Below are 18,259 nucleotides of genomic sequence, written 5' to 3'. Positions count from 1 at the left end.
TTCTTAAGTCTTTATTATGATAAGATCCTATCTATCATTAAAATAGGTGCTAAAACTTAAAACGTCAATGGCGACAAAACTGATTTAGATTTAAGTTTAAGGCTTGAGTTTAAATTCAGTTTACGCTTCTTTCTCAAAATCAAGGCTCACACTATTCACACAATGTCTAATTCCTGTGTTCGTGGGACCGTCGTTGAAAACGTGACCTAGGTGACTCCCACAGTTGGCACACATAATTTCTGTGCGCATCATTCCATGAGTCGTGTCTCGTTTACGTTCAATCGCACCTTCAATCTCTTCATCAAAAGAAGGCCAACCGCAACCGCTTTCAAATTTAGATTTGGATTTATACAAGGCATTTCCACAGGCTGCACAACTGTAGACACCATCTTCATAATGGGTATTATATTCACCAGTATGAGGGCGCTCTGTTCCTTTTTCTCTTAAAACTCTATATTGTTCTGGAGTTAGCTTGTCTTTATATTCTTGTTCTGTCATGGCTTTTTGTTTAGGTAATCTTTATTATCGAAAATATCGATTTAAGTAAGGTAAACATATAATTTCAATTTTCGCGAAAGCGAAAAAGCTCCCAACCTAAGTCGAGAGCTTTTATGAATTATTACTGTTTTACTTTCTTAATGCTGGAAGCTCTTGTCCCTCAGGCACAAATTCTAACGCAACTCCATTAATGCAATGTCTTTTACCTGTAGTTTCTTCTGGACCATCATTGAAAATGTGACCTAAGTGACTGCCACAAGTAGCGCATTTTGCCTCATCTCTTTTGTAGCCTATTTTCATATCGCTATCCAAGACAATTTGACCTTCTATCGCGCGGTCGTAACTAGGCCATCCAGTTCCTGACATAAATTTATGGGCGTTATCGTAAACCGGTGCTTTACAAGCTGCACAAACTAAAGTTCCTGGACTTTTTTGATCATTTAACGGACTAGAAAAAGGTCGCTCTGTGCCGGCCTCACGCAAGATGCTGTACTCTTCCGCCGTTAAAACGGTCTTCCATTCTGCATCAGTTTTCAATACTTTATACTCTTGTGATGCAGCTGCCATAGGCTCTCCATCAGTAGAATTTTCTTGTGCATTTGACTTACAGGAGATTGCTGCAATGGCAAGCATTCCTAGAAATATATTCTTTATCATGATTATTATTTTATAGGTTAAAATTAATCCACAACCATTCCACAATGTGTTGCAGCTATGTTAACTCTATATACGTAAAGAAAAGGATATCAGTTTTAGCGCTGTATTGTCCCTCCGTATTCCACAGTTTCATAAATTTACCACATGAATAATAAAGTCGCCATCATTATGGGATCCACCAGCGACCTGCCGGTAATGCAGGACGCTATCGACATCCTAAAAGAATTAAAAATTGAAATAGAGGTGGATGTGGTAAGCGCCCATCGCACCCCTGAAAAAATGTTTGAATTTGGTCAGAATGCACATAAGCGTGGTATTGCCGTTATTATTGCGGGTGCCGGCGGTGCTGCTCACTTGCCAGGAATGGTTGCCAGTTTATCGCCATTGCCGGTCATAGGCGTACCAGTGAAATCCAGCAATTCTATCGATGGTTGGGATAGTGTTTTATCGATATTGCAAATGCCTGGTGGCGTTCCTGTTGCAACGGTTGCCCTCAATGGCGCTAAAAATGCAGGAATTCTCGCGGCACAAATTTTAGGAGCTACTCAAGATGACGTGCGCGAACGGATCATAGAATACAAAGATTCTCTAAAGAACAAAGTGATGGATGCAGCCCTACAAATGAAATCTGGTGAGTAGACCATTTTTGTTTTCCTCTTTAATAATTATCGGGCTTACGGTGTTCCTTTTAGGCTATGAATTGACACTACATCATTTTGTAAAATGGCATTTTCTGGTTACGGGAGCTGTGCATTTTATTATGGCGATCATCATCAACCGTCAGTATACTAAAAAGGATATTAACTATCTGGGGTGGATTCATGTGGTTGCCGCCGTGCTATTTTTCGCATATGGGCATTTTCAGTTCTAAAATGGCTTGCATTTAACAAATCCCTATAAATCCTAAGATTTCTGGCTCGTATTTTTACATTTATGAGCATAGAAAACAATCCATTATTACAGGAATTTGATACGCCATTTCAAACGGCTCCTTTTTCTGATATTACGACATCCCATTTTGAGCCCGCTTTCGCGAAAGCGATATCGCTAGCACAAGCAGACATTGATCTGATAACGAGCAACAACGATCCGGCAACCTTTGGAAACACTATTGAGCAATTGGACCGAAGTGGCGATAAACTAAGTAGAATTAGCTCTATATTTTTCAACTTAAACAGTGCAGAAACAAATGATGAGATCCAGCGTATTGCCCGTGTGGTAAGTCCGCAACTCTCAAAATTTGGTAATGATGTGACCTTAAATAAAGAACTTTTTGCCAGAGTTAAATCGGTTTACGATAGTCGGGAGGAACTTTCTCTTGATCCAGAGCAAACCACACTTTTAGAAAAGCAATACAAACAATTTTCCCGCAACGGTGCAAACCTAGCCGATGATAAGAAAGAACGACTGCGAGAAATTGATGCAGAGCTTTCGCAATTGTCTTTAGGATTTGGCGAGAACGTTCTCGCTGCGACTCAAGAATTTGAGCTTCACATTACTGACAAAAAAGATTTGTCTGGAATTCCAGATACAGCGCTTGAAGCGGCTCAAGAAGAAGCAAAAAGTCGTGATAAGCAAGGGTATGTTTTTACCCTAGATTACCCCAGTTACATCCCTTTTATGACCTATGCTGATGATCGCAGCCTGAGGGAAAGGATGTCCAGAGCCTTCGGCGCAAGAGCATATAAAGGAAAACTGAGCAATGAGGAAAATGTTTTAAAAATATCCCAGTTACGTTTTGAGCGCGCTAACTTATTGGGGTACAAAACGCATGCTCATTTTGTGCTGGAAGAACGCATGGCAATGACGCCGGAAAAAGTGACCACTTTTTCTGAAGAATTACTGGAAAAAGCGAAACCAGCGGCCGAGAAAGAATTCCGTGAGCTACAGGAATACGCTGATGAATATTTAGCAAAGAACAACCTTGATCCCATTGACCGATTACAAAAATGGGACGGCGGGTATTTTTCTGAAAAAATGAAAAAGGAGTATTTTGAGCTGGATGATGAATTGCTCAAGCCCTACTTCAAACTTGAAAATGTTATAAACGGTGCTTTTGAAGTAGCACAAAGACTTTATGGGTTGACTTTCCATAAAACGAATGACATACAGACCTATCATAAAGATGTGATGACTTATGAGGTAAAAAATGAAGATGAATCCTTAAACTCTATATTTTACGCCGACTTTTTCCCTAGAAAAGGAAAACGAAACGGTGCATGGATGACCAGCTTCAAAGATCAATATGTGGAAAATGGGAACAATAGCAGACCTCATATTTCTATCGTTTGTAATTTTACCAAGCCTACTGCTACTAAGCCATCGTTACTAACATTTAACGAGGTTACTACATTATTTCACGAATTCGGTCATGCGCTACACGGCATGTTAGCCGATACCAATTACCGCAGTTTGTCGGGAACTTCTGTTTTTTGGGATTTTGTGGAACTGCCCAGCCAGATTTTAGAAAACTGGTGTTATGAAAAAGAAGCTTTGGAATTGTTTGCCCGTCATTATGAAACAGACGAAGTTATTCCTGCAAAATTTATAGACAAGATCAAGAAAGCATCAAATTTTCATGAAGGATTACAAACCTTGAGACAGTTGTCTTTCGGAATGTTAGATATGGACTGGCATGGAATCGACCCTACAGGAATAGCAGATGTGAAAGAACATGAACGCAAGACATTTGATCAAACCGATTTGTATCCAGATGTAGAAAATAGCTGTATGAGTACTGCATTTGCACACATTTTTCAAGGCGGTTATAGTGCTGGATATTATTCCTACAAATGGGCAGAGGTATTAGATGCAGATGCTTTTGAGTTGTTTCAGGAACGAGGAATATTTCATAAAGAAACCGCTACAAGTTTTAAAAATAATGTTCTTTCCAGAGGAGGTACTGAAAACCCTATGGTATTATACAAAAGATTCCGTGGTAATGAACCTAAGATTGACGCTCTATTGAAACGAGCGGGTCTTGTTATTAATTAGTAATTATTAAAAAAGTCAGTTCGAGCGCAGTCGAGAACAGTTTAGGAGTTGAAATTTTGACAAAAGAAGCAGAAAAGATTAAACTAGAACGACTCGCGAGCTCTGGATTTTAAAATTCAGATTTTTCTAATGTCAGTTCGAGCGCAGTCGAGAAGAGTTTAAGTGTTGAGGTGGTTATAGAAAATAAAAGGAACAGAGAACAAAAACAAAAAAGAAGAGAGATAAGACGTATTCCTGTCGATACACAAATAACGAAGTTGTAATTTGCAAATGAAGATTTGATAATTTTTCAATTTACTTCCGAGTAAAGCCGAGAACGTTTTGAGATTAAAGGTTTTGATGTGAGCTCAAAGCAGGAAGTTAAAAAGTTGGCAATTTAGATTCACGATTTGCAAAGCAAGTCAAGATTTGCCAATTGTGATTTTATGATTTGAAATTAGTGATTTAAAATAAAGATGCCTGAAGTAAAATTAGTTCCAGAAAAGTGGGTAGATCGCTACGGTGACTACTTGTTTAATTATACCATTACAAGAATCAATGATTCTGATCTGGCACAAGATTTAGTGTCTGAAACTTTCTTAGCTGGATTGAAGAGTGCCCATAGATTTCAAGGAAATAGTACAGAAAGAACCTGGTTGATTTCAATTTTGAAACGCAAAATTATCGATCAATACCGAAAGCAAAACAGTAAAAAGGGAAAAGCGGAAGTTCGCGTCAGTTATATGGAAACGAGTGACCAGGAAGGTGACTGGCTAGAAGAAAGAGTGAGTGATTTGCGCAATCCCACGATTGAAGATGAGATTGAGCAGCGAGAATTAGGCGAGGCTCTAAATGCTTGTATTAGTTCATTACCAGAACGATACGCCACAATATTTATACAAAAATCAATAGATAATTTAGAAACAGAAACGATTTGTAAGGAACATAATATCACGGCGTCAAATTTATGGGTAATCTTGCACCGCGCCAGAGTGCAACTTATGGAATGCCTGAAAGACAAATGGTTCAATGAGAATGAGAAATGATAGCTAGAGTATTTTTAAATTGTAATGAAGCGCACGTGTTGAGCACACGCGATCAATATCGGGATCTCAACCCTAAGGAGAAATTTCGATTGAAACTGCACACCTCACATTGTCCCGGGTGCCGTCAGTTCGATAAGAAAAATCATACTTTTTCAAAAAGGATGAGCAATTTGCAATGGATCAAACTTTCTAATGATCAGAAGGAAACGATAAAATCCCGTTTGAAAGAACAGATGTCTCGCTAAAAATTCAAAAGCATATAAATCCCTAGCCATAAAATAGGAATAGACTCCACAAAGAAACTAGCATAATAGTCACTCTTAAACGCACCAGCTCTAGAAACAGCAAAGCCGGTAATGGTTAGAGCAATCAAGGTAGCAATGGCTTGCAATGGGCTGTCGTTATATTGCACAAACTCAATGAGCCCGCAAAGGATCAACAACACAAAGCCAACCCATTTAGAATATGTAGTCCCTATTAATTGAGGCAATGTGCGCAATTGTGGAGAATCATATTTTAGATCTCTTATTTCAAATGGGATGCATAATGCAATTACAAATAGCGAATATTCTAGAGCTTCCCAGAACATGAGCCCGATGCTCCATTTCTCATAAAACACAGGTCCATATGCACTTACATCCATTAAAATCCTAGGTAAAACCACTGCCATAACAGACCAAGAAATTCCAATGGTGACCAACTTGATGATTGGAATCTGCCGGAAGCTTCGGCCTAGAATTTCTGGCAAAGAATAGAGACTGGTCAGCACCGCACAAAAGCCGAACAACAGTACTGCATACATTCCTAGGTCAATCACTGTCACTAAAGCAACAACACCACAAATGACTGTAATAATCTTTATGGGATAATGAAAACGAAAGCGGTTTCCTATAAGATGAATATATTTTGCCACGTTATAACCCGCTAGAGTTGCTGTTCCCACCGCAATGAACTCAACGTATCCAGGTGTAAAACCTCCGTAAAAAGCAACTATGGTATAAAATGCAACGTAGCAAAAGCTCACGTGCAAACTGCTACTGATGTAAAACTCAAAACATCGCTTGATATGGGACATGATACAAAGGTAGTTCGCATCGTTAACAACTTACACATTTACGTTGAAAAAACACCCGCTAACTGGTCGTGATCTTGTTAGGTTTTAAACCCTAATCGACTACTTTTGTAACCTCTAAAATAGACCACATAAGCACTATGAATACAGACCGTTTTGCCCTCAGACATATAGGCCCACGCCGCGCAGATTTACAACCTATGCTTGACACTATAGGTGTGGACAGCATTGATCAACTCATCCATGAAACCATCCCTTCTGGAATTCGTTTGAAAAACGATCTAGAGTTAGATGCCGCCATGAGTGAATATGAATTTGCTTCCCACATCAATAAGCTGGGTGCAGAGAACAAACAGTACCGCAGTTTTATAGGCCTGGGTTACAATGCCGCAATAGTTCCAGCGGTGATACAACGTAATGTATTAGAAAATCCAGGCTGGTACACTGCCTATACTCCGTATCAAGCTGAAATTGCTCAAGGCCGTCTTGAGGCGCTGTTAAACTATCAAACGATGGTTACAGACCTGACAGGAATGGAGCTTGCAAACGCTTCTTTACTGGATGAATCCACTGCTGCTGCAGAGGCTATGACGCTTCTTTTTTCCGTGCGTGATCGAGATCAAAAGAAAAATGATCACATAAAATTCTTCGTTGATGAAGATGTAATGCCACAGACTAAGGAATTATTGAAAACCCGCGCGATCCCACTGGGAATCGAGTTGGTAGAAGGAAACCCGCAGGAGATTGATAAGGACGATTCTTTTTATGGGATTTTACTGCAATATCCTGGTGCGAGTGGAAAGGTTGTTGATTATTCCGCTTTCGCGAAAGCGTGTCAAGATAAAGGAATCCGTATAGCAGTAGCCGCAGATATTCTTTCATTAGTAGTGTTAGAAGCACCTGGACACTGGGGCGCAGATGTAGTGGTGGGAACTACCCAGCGTTTTGGAATTCCATTAGGCTACGGTGGACCACATGCTGCATTCTTTGCAACTCGAGAAGAATTCAAAAGACAGATTCCAGGGCGCATTATAGGCGTCACTAAAGATATGGATGGTAAACGTGCCTTGCGCATGGCCTTACAAACCAGAGAACAACACATCAAACGCGACAAGGCAACATCTAATATTTGTACCGCTCAAGTATTGCTAGCAGTTATGGCTGGAATGTATGCCGTTTATCACGGACCACGTGGTTTGAAATACATTGCCGGAAAGGTTCATAAACACACAGCTACTCTGGCAGACGCCATTGAGAAATTAGGTATTTATCAAACTAACGAACATTATTTTGATACTCTTAGTTTTAAAACACCAGCAGATGCCGTTCGTAAAATTGCTCTTGAAAAAGAACTGAATTTCTACTATCCTGATGCTGATACAGTTCAGGTTTCTATTAACGAAACCACGTCATTAGCAGATTTGAATGATATCGTTTCCGCTTTCGCGAAAGCGGTAAGTAAAGATGCCTCTAAAATAACAGAACTTCTTGAAGAATCCCACGTGGGAGCAGGACGTCAGACGGACTTTATGACTTATGAAGTATTCAATTCCTATCACAGTGAAACGGAATTGATGCGTTACATTAAGAAATTAGAGCGTAAAGATCTTGCCTTGAATCACTCGATGATCGCATTGGGATCTTGTACTATGAAACTCAACGCAGCATCAGAAATGTTGCCGTTATCTAACCCGCAATGGGGTAATATTCACCCTTTTGTACCGCTCGATCAAGCGGCTGGGTATCAGAAAATGTTGAAAAAGTTAGAGCTTCAACTCAATGAAGCTACAGGTTTTGCAGGTACCTCTTTACAACCAAATTCTGGTGCACAAGGAGAATTTGCAGGATTAATGGCGATACGTGCCTATCATCTATCTAGAGGTGATCATCACAGAAATATTTGTTTGATCCCTTCTAGCGCTCATGGAACAAACCCTGCAAGTGCTGTAATGGCCGGTATGAAAGTAGTCGTCACAAAAGCTTTAGAAAATGGAAACATCGATGTAGATGATTTACGGGAAAAAGCCGAAAAACATAAAGACAACTTGAGTGCTTTGATGGTAACATATCCATCAACTCATGGTGTTTATGAAAGTGCGATAAAAGAAATTACATCCATGATTCATGAGAATGGTGGACAGGTTTACATGGATGGAGCAAATATGAATGCTCAAGTAGGTTTGACTAATCCTGGGAATATAGGCGCAGACGTTTGTCACTTGAACCTTCATAAAACATTTGCCATTCCACATGGTGGTGGTGGTCCTGGAGTAGGCCCTATCTGTGTCGCTCCACAATTGGTTCCATTTTTACCTACAAATCCTATCATTCCTACGGGTGGTGATCAAGCGATCACTCCTATTAGTGCGGCTCCTTTTGGTAGCGCTTTAGCTTGCTTGATATCTTACGGATATATCTGTATGCTGGGAGCTGATGGCTTGAAAAAGTCGACCGAGTATGCCATTGTGAATGCAAATTACATCAAGGAGCGCTTGAAAGGGAGCTATGAATGTCTGTATTCTGGAGAAAAAGGCCGCGCGGCACATGAGATGATTATCGACTGTCGTCCTTTTAAAGAACATGGTATTGAAGTCGTGGACATTGCAAAACGATTAATGGATTATGGTTTCCACTCCCCTACAGTTTCCTTTCCAGTAAATGGAACGATGATGATAGAACCTACCGAATCTGAGAGCAAAGCAGAAATCGATCGGTTCTGCGAAGCGATGATTTCCATTAAAGAAGAAATTATACGTTGCAGTGCAGATGAACCTAACAACGTTTTGAAAAATGCACCACATACCATGATGATGTTGACTTCAAACGAATGGGAATTTCCTTACTCCAGAGAACAAGCCGCTTATCCTTTAGAATGGGTATCTGACAATAAATTCTGGCCTACCGTTCGTCGTGCAGATGATGCTTATGGAGACCGTAATTTGATGTGTACTTGTGCACCCATGGAGGAATATATGTAAAAAAGGGGTATCGTGAACGACGCTCGAGAAACATAAATTTACTATGCATGCATAGAAAAAACCGCTAGGAACTAGGAAGTTTGAGGAATTATCTCTTTTTTTACCTTTTATTATAAATTATGAAAGCCAAAATTACTGGAGTAGGAAGTTACATTCCTGATGTTGTAAGAACGAATGAAGAGTTCATGGGACATCATTTTCTCAACAATGACGGTACTTCCTTTGGGAGTGACAATGCGACCATTATTAAGAAATTCGTTGCTATCACAGGTATTGAAGAACGACGTTACATTAGTGATGATCTTTTTACCAGTGATATTGCTGCTAGCGCGGCACTAAAAGCTATCGAGGATGCTAAAACAGATCCAGAAACGATCGATTTCATTATTGTTGCTCATAATTATGGTGACGTCAAACCAGATGGCGGTAGCAGTGATATGGTTCCCAGTCTTGCCACTAGAGTAAAGAAAAAATTAGGCATTAGGAATCCTAAGTGCGTCGCTTATGATGTTTTGTTCGGTTGTCCGGGATGGATTTTAGGTCTTACTCAAGCTGATTCCTTTATCAAATCAGGACTCGCTAAAAAGGTTTTGGTGATAGGTGCGGAAGCTCTTTCTAGAGTTGTTGATCCTCACGATCGTGATAGCATGATATATTCTGATGGCGCCGGTGCCGTTATTGTAGAACCTAGCACAGACGAACGAGGAATTATAGGACAGTCTACAGCCACTTTTACGGAGGAGGAAGCTTTCTTTATTTTCAACCAAAAATCATACAATGTTAATGTAGAAAGTAAAACACAGTATATTAAAATGTACGGTAGACGGATCTATAATTTCGCACTTTCAAAAGTTCCAGAAGGAATGAAAGCAGCGTTAGATCAGTCTGGTGTTGATATTAAAGATTTGAAGAAAATTTTTATTCATCAAGCTAATGAAAAAATGGATGAGGCCATCGTGACTCGTTTCTACAAATTGTATGGTATGGAAATGCCTCAACACATTATGCCTATGATCATCCACAAACTAGGTAACAGTAGCGTTGCGACAGTTCCAACGGTTATGGATCTAGTGATGAAAGGTAAAATGAAAGACCACAAAGTGGAAAGAGGCGATGTCGTTATGTTTGCTAGTGTAGGCGCAGGAATGAATATTAATGCCATTGTTTATAAGAATTAGTCTTAGTCTAAAATTGTTAGATGCGATTGAATACTGCAAGAATAGATTGCCGATTATTGATTAATCGCTTTTCAAATGTCAGTTAGAGCGCAGCCGAGAACAGTTGTGTAGTACTATTTTGAATAAAGTTGAAGACTGTAATTTATAGATATTCACTCTTAAGCAAACCCCATGATCTTCGGTATTTTCCCAGTTGGGAAACAAGTTTTTTTAAAAAAATTCGCTGGTCAATTTTCCATATGTTTGGAATGTAATCCAATTCACTCAAAACGATTCGTAATCATATTCTCTACACTTTATACGAAATCTTAATTATCCTTCATAGACGAATCGCTCTTTAAATGTCAGTTAGAGCGCAGTCGAGAACAGTTGTGCCTTACTATTTGATTAAAGTTGAAGACTGTAAATTTTAAGATATTCACTATTGTGCAGGCCCCTTTGCCTCCGGCATTACCTTATTGAGGAAATAAGTTTGTTTCTAATGCTTCTATAGATTTTGAATTTCTTCCCTTTGGAAAGATGTCTGCAGGACAGGTGAAATGTTGTAAACTTGAACAGAAACCAAAACTTAAATTTAAACTTGATCACTGCTTACAATCTATAATTAAAACGACAAACTGCGATTTCTTCAAAACAAGACAGAAATCTGGGCCAACTCTAAAGGGACTTAGAACTCAATACTTTGAACTCTGGATAATGGCAAAATCTACTCAACAACACTCATTTTAATATAAACATCCACCAGCGGCCATTCGGCGCTATCGGTTTTTTCTTTGGATATTTTTTCGGCGACGTCCATTCCAGAAATGACCTGGCCAAAAATGGTATGCTCACCGTCCAAATGATCTGTAGCTCGTAAGGAAATGAAAAAATCAAACGGATTGTGCAAGTCTTCCGGGTTATCTTCCCATTGTTTGGCGCTGCTTAGCGTTCCGTAAGCGTGTTTTACATTGGGTAAAAAATGGGGCTCGAGTTTATAATCTCCCGCGCTACCACGTTTTTCTGCCGTAATGATGTTATCGCTGTCTCCCGCTTGCACAATAAATCCAGGAACTGTGCGATATACGACCGTTTCATCAAAATAGCCGTTTTTAATAAGGTAAATGAAACTGGCGCGGTAGATAGGCGTTTCCCTAAAAAGTTCCATATCAATATCTCCATATTTCGTTGACATGCGGATTTTCGTTTCCGGGTTTTTCTTTCCATAGCGGGTAAAAAATGCTTTGACGCTGTCCTGGGGAATGTAACTAAGCAGCGTGTCACCGTCCCGGTTCATTTTGGGTTTGTAAAATTCCGCTAACGATTGTTTCGTTTTTTCCTCCTTTGTGGGCTCTGCCACTTCTTCTTTTTGTTCCTGTTCCTTATTTTCTACTGCATTATCTTTACAGGATGCGGTAATTAGAATTAGCATCAGTAAACAGATCCACTTTGACTTCATTCAGCGACTTTTTAGATATTGTTCCAAAATTAACCAAAATGCCCTTGCCCGGCCAGAAAGCCCAGCTAGAAATGGCAGCGGTCGATCGGTTAGAAGAATTACAGCGTGCAACGATGGCTGCAAAAACTCCTAAAGAAGCAGCCACGATGATGTTATTGTACCCTAAAAACGATGCGCCGTATTTCGTTTTGATCGAGCGCATGCTTTCAAAAGGCAAACACAGCGGTCAGATCGCATTTCCAGGTGGTAAGGCAGAAAAGGAAGATGCAGATTTCTCCATCACGGCCTTGCGGGAAACCTGGGAGGAAGTAGGTATAGCTATGGAAGATCAACATTTGATACGCGCGGCAACCCCTATTTATATCCCTCCCAGTAATTATATGGTGCGACCTTATCTCGCTTTCGCGAAAGCGAAATTATCCTTCACGCCACAACCCAGCGAGGTGAAATCTATCATTGAAGTGCCCTTGGTGGAACTTTTAGACTCTAAAAATATAACCTCTCATAACCTATCAACCAGTTATATGGAAAATGTTGATGTTCCGTGCTTTTTATTACAGAATCAGATTGTCTGGGGTGCGACGGCGATGATGCTTTATGAGTTTAGAGAAATGTTTTTGCAGACGCGCAACTCTTAGTAAAACGTAGATTCTTTTACTTCCGGCTCTATAAAATATAGCGGGATAACCACTGTATTTATTACCTTAGCTTCTTGTTCAAATTTGAATTTATTTATGGGATTGTTCAAGCGAAATCCTTTTGGTCATATACTTTTTATCAAACTGTGGTTGATTCGTATCGCGGGAGGTCTCTCTCACAGACGGTATAGAGGTTTCAATGAATTACAGATTGAGGGTAGTGAGATCATTAAAAAACTACCTCCTACCGGCGTACTTTTTGTCTCTAACCATCAAACCTATTTTGCAGATGTCGTGAGCATGTTCCATGTATTTAACGCATCGTTATCTGGTAGGGAAGACACTATTAAAAATGTGGGTTATCTGTGGCATCCTAAACTCAACATGTATTATGTAGCGGCAAAAGAAACAATGGAAAGCGGCATTCTTCCAAAAATAATGGCCTATGCAGGCGCAGTAACAGTGGAACGCACTTGGAGGGCAGAAGGACAGGAAGTTTCTCGTAACGTAAATCCTGATGATACTAAAAATATAGGTGTTGCACTGGATGACGGGTGGGTCATTACCTTTCCTCAAGGAACGACTAAACCTTTTAAACCTATACGCAAGGGAACAGCACATATAATTAAGCACTACAAACCCATTGTGGTACCCGTGGTTATCGATGGTTTTCGCCGTAGTTTTGATAAGAAAGGGTTGCGTATAAAGAAGCGCAATATTCTCCAATCCATGGTCATTAAAGAACCCCTAGAGATTGATTATGAAAATGATAGCGTAGAAAAAATCGTCGAACAAATCGAATATGCGATCGAGCAGCATGTTTCCTTTCTAAAAGTCATTCCTGCAGAAACCCGCGAGGAAATGGAAGCCCTCAACAAATTGAGGAAGTGGGAATATTAAACGTCCGGACCTATAACTGAATGTTGATTTATGCACGAATTCACTCTCTACCAAAAAACTAGAGTTTGATTTGCAACACCTTCAACCACTCCTGATTGCATCGTTCTAAAGAACGAGGCCAATCTGTCCTCTCCTCTTCTGAGGCGAGGAGTTGTATTTGAATTTTAATTTTTAGATAGAACACGGTTTCAAAATTCTTTTCCTGAGAAGAGGAAAGGTGGATCTGTCGTGATAGCGGCAGAGACGGATAGGTTGAAGATCCTGTGAACTGATAAAGATTCTGAACTAGTCTTTAATTCTCAACACTTTCAAACACTCCTGATTGAATCGTTCTAAAAAACGAGGCCAATCTGTCCTCTCCTCTTCTGAGGCGAGGAGCTTTATTTGAATTTTAATTTTAAATAGAACAAAACACTGAACTGGAAATAAGTTGCAAATATTCTAATTTATGGTAATGCTGCAGTTCTTGGGCCTTTGTAAATTGAAGAAACTTATTCCCTACCAAGCTCGTGGAAAGCGTGATTACCACTATCTTTGCGGGCTTAAATCAACCTTTTATGAAGATTTCCTACAACTGGCTTAGACAGTTTCTTAACGTTGCCGAAGATCTAGAGAAACACACAGCCCTATTGACTTCGTTAGGTCTAGAAGTGGAAGGTGTAACTCCCTTTGAAAGTGTAAAAGGTGGTTTGAAAGGCATTGTTGTAGGTAAAGTTATAGAATGTTTCAAACATCCCAATGCCGATAAATTAAATCTTACCAAAGTTGATATAGGAACAGGAACGGTGCAGATTGTTTGCGGTGCTAAAAATGTAGCTACCGGTCAAAAGGTTCCGGTTGCCACTATAGGCACCATTCTTTATGATGACAAAGGCGAAGCCTGGACCATAAAAAAAGGAAAGATACGCGGTGAGGAAAGCCATGGAATGATTTGTGCCGAGGACGAGCTGGGACTGGGTGCTTCCCACGATGGCATCATGGTGCTGGATGACGCACTAGAAGTTGGAACGCCACTTGCTGATGTTTTTGAAATCGAGAACGATCACGTTATTGAAATAGGCTTAACACCTAACCGTGCTGACGCCATGTCGCATCTGGGTGTTGCAAGAGATTTGCGTGCTGGAATATCAGTTCATGAACAGGCTCCCGAGTTCATCACGCCATCACTCAGCAATTTCTATGTGAATTCTCGTGCTGATCGGTTTGACATTGAAGTTCTTAATCCAGAGCTAGCTCCCAGATATTGCGGCGTTAACATTAAGGGAATCACGATTACTACTTCCCCAGCCTGGTTGCAAAATCGCTTAAAGGCTATAGGAATTGCTCCTAAAAATAATGTCGTGGACATTACAAATTATGTAATGCATGAGCTGGGACAACCGCTTCACGCTTTTGATGCAACAAAAATTACAGGACAAAAAATTGTTGTGCAAACCATGCCAACTGGAACACCATTCACCACACTGGATGGTGCAGTTCATGAATTGCATGAAGAAGATCTGATGATCTGCGATGCTGAAAAACCTTTATGTATCGCCGGTGTTTATGGCGGTCAGAATAGTGGTGTTACTAAAAATACCACATCTATATTTTTAGAAAGTGCTTATTTCAATCCTGTTAGCATTCGGAAAACGGCAAAACGACACGGTTTTAATACAGATGCTTCTTTCCGCTTTGAGCGTGGTATTGATCCTAATATTACTGAGGATGCATTGAAGAGAGCAGCGATTTTAATCAAAGAAATTGCAGGTGGTGAGATCGCTAGTGATATCACAGATTTATACCCACATAAGATCGAAGATTGTGAAGTATTTCTTCCTTTTGCCAAGGTGGACTCTTTAATAGGTCAAGAAATCGACCGCATTGAGATTAAGGATATTTTGAGAACCCTCGATATCAACGTCAAAAATGTGACAGAAGCTGGTTTAGGATTAAGTATTCCCGCTTATAGAAACGACGTGTGCAGACCTGTGGATGTGATTGAAGAAATCCTGCGCGTTTACGGTTATGACCGTATTGAAACTTCTACAAAATTAAATGCGACGATTGCTACCAGTTCTAAACTGGACAATTATAAGCTAGAAAATATTATTGCCCAGCAATTGATAGGTCAAGGGTTTACTGAAATGATGGCAAACAGCCTTACTTCCAGCAAATACCACGAGTTGACAGATCAGATCTCGCCTAAGAATGAGGTAAAAATATTAAATCCTTTGAGCAATGATTTATCAGTATTGCGCCAGAGTTTGCTGTATGGTGGCCTGGAAGCAGTTGCTTTCAACCTCAATCGCAAGCAGAGTGATCTAAAATTCTTTGAATTTGGAAATTCCTATCACGAGTTTCAAAAAGGATCGTACACAGAGCAGAAACATTTATCCATCCTTACGGTAGGTAATGTGCAGGAAAGCTCGTGGAATTCTGCTTTCGCGAAAGCGGACTTTTTCTACCTTAAAGGTGCCGTCATCGCCATCTTGAACCGACTGGGAATTAAAACCGTGAGCGAAAAAGTAACCAAAATGGACTTCTTGAGCGAAGGACTTGCCTTAAGCAGCGGTAGCAAATTAGTAGACATAGGAATCGTGAAGAAAAAAGTGGCGCGAGAATTTGACATTGATGTGCCTGTTTATTATGCTAACTTTTACTGGAGTGACGTGGTTAAAATCATCCAACGAGAGCGCGAGCCTATAAGCGCGATTTCAAAATCTCCAGCGGTGCACCGCGATCTGGCATTACTAGTAGATGTTCAAACGGAGTTTAAGACATTAGAAAATATAGCGTTCCAAACCGAGAAAAGTTTGTTGAAATCTGTAAAGTTATTTGATGTATTTGAAGGCGATCAATTGCCAGAAGGAAAAAAATCCTATGCATTAAGTTTTGTACTACAAGATTCTGAAAAGACATTAACAGACAAACAAATTGATAAATCCATGGACAAATTGCGCCTACAGCTAGAGAAACAAGCAGGAGCGGTTTTGCGATAGTCGATTGCAACTAATATTTTAATGCCTGTAAAAAAATTATAACCCGCTTGATAGGTCAAGCCACATGACACGACATAATAAAGGTGTAGGAATATATTTAAGAAATTTCTAACTTTCAATTGCTAAAAGGAACCCTTATGTTGAGTCGGACGAATATTGAACAGAAATTGCAACAAGTGCGCAATAAGTCGTACAAAGAGTCCCATATTCTGGAACAGGTTGCAGCGATCCTAGCGGAGGATGACCGCAAGGAGGACGAGATCATTGCTAGAATGAAGAGTCCTCAAAAACCTACACCGCGCAACGCCTTTAATTTTGATCTTCTAGAAACAGATCGCATTTTTCACGTCGATCAAATACGCGAGATTTGTATAGATTACAGACTGCGTTTTCTAGATACTAAATATTTCAAGAACGAGATCCCACAAGAAGCACTTACTATTATTAAGCAACTGGAGAAGGAACATGAAATGACCCTAAGAGGTTTTAAAATAGTAGCTCCTTCTAAAATGTTCAAGTTAGAAAACGCAGATGACCCCCTACTCTTTGCTCCTATAGGTAACGGCTATTTTTATTTAATCCATAAGTGGGGAAATGATCTTAACTTTTTTAGAAAAGCATGGGCGTGGCCTTTTAAAAGTCTTGAAAACCTCACCATTTTTACCATGTTAGTCAGCTTGTTAGTCGCTTACCTAGTTCCCAACGGTCTGTTTGCAGAAGATGCTACGGGTGTCCAATTCTTGCTTATTTTTATTTTTACGTTCAAATCCATTGCTAGCATGGTATTGTATTACACATTTGCAGCAGGCAAAAACTTTAATACCGTAATCTGGAACAGTAAGTACTTTAACGCATAATTTTTAAGAGTTATTGATGGTTTATTTAAGGATGTGGCGACGCCGTCAATAGTATTTTATGCACCATTACCCTTTCATAACCCGTCTAAGTACAGATCTAAATACATATCATAAATTTTAAACGTGATAAATGCTCCTTTTTATGAAATGTAAGTACTTTAAAGTATTCACGTCTAATGTCTTATAGTTTTTAAATTGTGAAGGTTTGCTTTCACGTTAATAGTTAGTTTTAAGTTGGAAAACGCCTCGATCTCGAGGCGTTTTTTTATCTTGTACTTTAAATATATAGATATGGCGGCACGCAAACGCAATCCATTAATAGGCGGCATTTTTGCAATGCTCATGATAGGTTTTGGTGGTTATAGATTCTACTTACACTATACAGGGCAGACCATTATGGAGTCGTGGCAAATGATCCTTTCAGGCGCGGTGGTGCTCTACGGGCTTTTTGTGGCTTACAGTGTTATTACTCAAGAGAACGATGTAGAAAATGAATGAAAATACAAAAGCCAACTATAATTTTATGTTAGCCATTGCCTTTATAGGTATAGGGTCCTGGAAGATGTATGATCATTTTTATGGTGTAGAACTAATGGAAACCTATCAAGTTGTACTTGCTGGACTGTTAATTGCCTTTGGCTTTTTTCAATTATATCGATGGTGGAAAGCACGTCAAGAAAGCGATACACCATAAACAAAATCAATACTGTTAATAAGCTTTGAGCGTTGGGTGATTATATTTTGAATACTAAAAATATTTCCATATACGCGAGGATTTTTGTTTAACAACGCTTTCGCGAAAGTGTGTCCTGCTCAAGTTTTTATTAGTCATCATTAAACCTTTACTTTTAAGCCATGGGTTAATGCACCGATACACGCCAATTGCCCGCGGCCGTAGCTCTCCGCTATGAAATTTATAATCTGAATAACGTATTTATAACCGATTTGGTTGGAAGCATTCTCAAGATCGTCGATTAAACATCGACAATAAAAATTCGAAGACTCCCAACTTACTCGTGTTTATTCCTCTCGCAAAAACCAAA

General features: G+C 39.7%; 16 protein-coding genes. 12 read left to right on the top strand and 4 right to left on the bottom strand.

The features are described 5' to 3' along the window. Positions 1-120 precede the first annotated feature (120 nt). Together msrB (IQ282_RS12195) and msrB (IQ282_RS12190) are read right to left on the bottom strand one after the other, a co-directional pair. Positions 121-498 (bottom strand): peptide-methionine (R)-S-oxide reductase MsrB, encoded by a 378-nt coding sequence (msrB, locus tag IQ282_RS12195; RefSeq protein ID WP_194852152.1) that lies wholly within the window; start codon positions 496-498, stop codon positions 121-123. A 129-nt stretch (positions 499-627) separates the two neighbouring features. Beyond that, on the bottom strand, positions 628-1,152 hold the full coding sequence (gene msrB / locus IQ282_RS12190; RefSeq protein WP_394355207.1) for a peptide-methionine (R)-S-oxide reductase MsrB: 525 nt from the start codon (positions 1,150-1,152) through the stop codon (positions 628-630). A gap of 147 nt (positions 1,153-1,299) precedes the next feature. On the opposite strand from msrB (IQ282_RS12190), the gene purE reads away from it, so the two are divergent. From purE to IQ282_RS12170, 4 genes are all read left to right on the top strand, one after another. Next, positions 1,300-1,794, top strand: a complete 495-nt coding sequence (gene purE, locus IQ282_RS12185; RefSeq protein ID WP_194852150.1) for a 5-(carboxyamino)imidazole ribonucleotide mutase — start codon at positions 1,300-1,302, stop codon at positions 1,792-1,794. Further along, positions 1,787-2,026, top strand: coding sequence for a hypothetical protein (locus IQ282_RS12180; RefSeq protein ID WP_194852149.1), 240 nt, complete (start codon positions 1,787-1,789; stop codon positions 2,024-2,026). The genes purE and IQ282_RS12180 overlap by 8 nt, the downstream gene beginning before the upstream one ends. 62 nt (positions 2,027-2,088) lie before the next feature. After that, positions 2,089-4,149: a M3 family metallopeptidase gene (locus IQ282_RS12175; protein ID WP_194852148.1), complete on the top strand. Its 2,061-nt coding sequence runs from the start codon at positions 2,089-2,091 to the stop codon at positions 4,147-4,149. 455 nt (positions 4,150-4,604) lie between these two features. Then, the gene (locus IQ282_RS12170) at positions 4,605-5,174 is read left to right on the top strand and encodes a sigma-70 family RNA polymerase sigma factor (RefSeq protein ID WP_194852147.1); all 570 of its coding nucleotides are present in this window, start codon (positions 4,605-4,607) and stop codon (positions 5,172-5,174) included. A 241-nt stretch (positions 5,175-5,415) separates the two neighbouring features. Here IQ282_RS12170 and IQ282_RS12165 read toward each other — a convergent pair whose 3' ends face one another. After that, entirely contained in the window at positions 5,416-6,249 is an 834-nt protein-coding gene (locus IQ282_RS12165; protein WP_194852146.1) for a hypothetical protein, read from the bottom strand. Positions 6,250-6,386: 137 nt separating this feature from the next. On the opposite strand from IQ282_RS12165, the gene gcvP reads away from it, so the two are divergent. Continuing rightward, on the top strand, positions 6,387-9,224 hold the full coding sequence (gene gcvP, locus IQ282_RS12160) for an aminomethyl-transferring glycine dehydrogenase (protein WP_194852145.1): 2,838 nt from the start codon (positions 6,387-6,389) through the stop codon (positions 9,222-9,224). A gap of 119 nt (positions 9,225-9,343) precedes the next feature. Then, positions 9,344-10,402, top strand: a complete 1,059-nt coding sequence (locus IQ282_RS12155) for a 3-oxoacyl-ACP synthase III family protein (protein WP_194852144.1) — start codon at positions 9,344-9,346, stop codon at positions 10,400-10,402. Between the two features lie 706 nt (positions 10,403-11,108). On the opposite strand, the gene IQ282_RS12150 is transcribed toward IQ282_RS12155, so the two are convergent. Further along, a complete protein-coding gene (locus tag IQ282_RS12150; RefSeq protein WP_194852143.1) occupies positions 11,109-11,840 on the bottom strand; it encodes a peptidylprolyl isomerase in 732 nt (243 codons plus the stop codon). 38 nt (positions 11,841-11,878) lie between these two features. On the opposite strand from IQ282_RS12150, the gene IQ282_RS12145 reads away from it, so the two are divergent. The 6 genes from IQ282_RS12145 to IQ282_RS12120 all read left to right on the top strand — a co-directional run bounded on the left by IQ282_RS12145 (position 11,879) and on the right by IQ282_RS12120 (position 17,910). Beyond that, on the top strand, positions 11,879-12,478 hold the full coding sequence (locus tag IQ282_RS12145) for an NUDIX hydrolase (RefSeq protein WP_194852142.1): 600 nt from the start codon (positions 11,879-11,881) through the stop codon (positions 12,476-12,478). A gap of 96 nt (positions 12,479-12,574) precedes the next feature. Next, on the top strand, positions 12,575-13,378 hold the full coding sequence (locus IQ282_RS12140) for a lysophospholipid acyltransferase family protein (RefSeq protein ID WP_194852141.1): 804 nt from the start codon (positions 12,575-12,577) through the stop codon (positions 13,376-13,378). Positions 13,379-13,935: 557 nt separating this feature from the next. Continuing rightward, the gene (gene pheT / locus IQ282_RS12135) at positions 13,936-16,359 is read left to right on the top strand and encodes a phenylalanine--tRNA ligase subunit beta (RefSeq protein ID WP_194852140.1); all 2,424 of its coding nucleotides are present in this window, start codon (positions 13,936-13,938) and stop codon (positions 16,357-16,359) included. 137 nt (positions 16,360-16,496) lie between these two features. Next, a complete protein-coding gene (locus IQ282_RS12130; RefSeq protein WP_194852139.1) occupies positions 16,497-17,216 on the top strand; it encodes a hypothetical protein in 720 nt (239 codons plus the stop codon). Positions 17,217-17,507: 291 nt separating this feature from the next. After that, on the top strand, positions 17,508-17,714 hold the full coding sequence (locus IQ282_RS12125; RefSeq protein WP_194852138.1) for a hypothetical protein: 207 nt from the start codon (positions 17,508-17,510) through the stop codon (positions 17,712-17,714). Beyond that, positions 17,707-17,910 carry a hypothetical protein gene (locus IQ282_RS12120; RefSeq protein ID WP_194852137.1) on the top strand — a complete coding sequence of 68 codons (204 nt, stop codon included), beginning with the start codon at positions 17,707-17,709 and terminating at the stop codon, positions 17,908-17,910. Before IQ282_RS12125 ends, IQ282_RS12120 begins: the two co-directional genes overlap by 8 nt. Positions 17,911-18,259: the final 349 nt, after the last annotated feature.

It is taken from the genome of Nonlabens antarcticus (assembly GCF_015356755.1).
Classification (GTDB): domain Bacteria; phylum Bacteroidota; class Bacteroidia; order Flavobacteriales; family Flavobacteriaceae; genus Nonlabens; species Nonlabens antarcticus.
The sequence above is the reverse complement of the archived record's forward strand: the minus strand, read 5'-3'. Positions and strand labels throughout refer to the sequence as shown.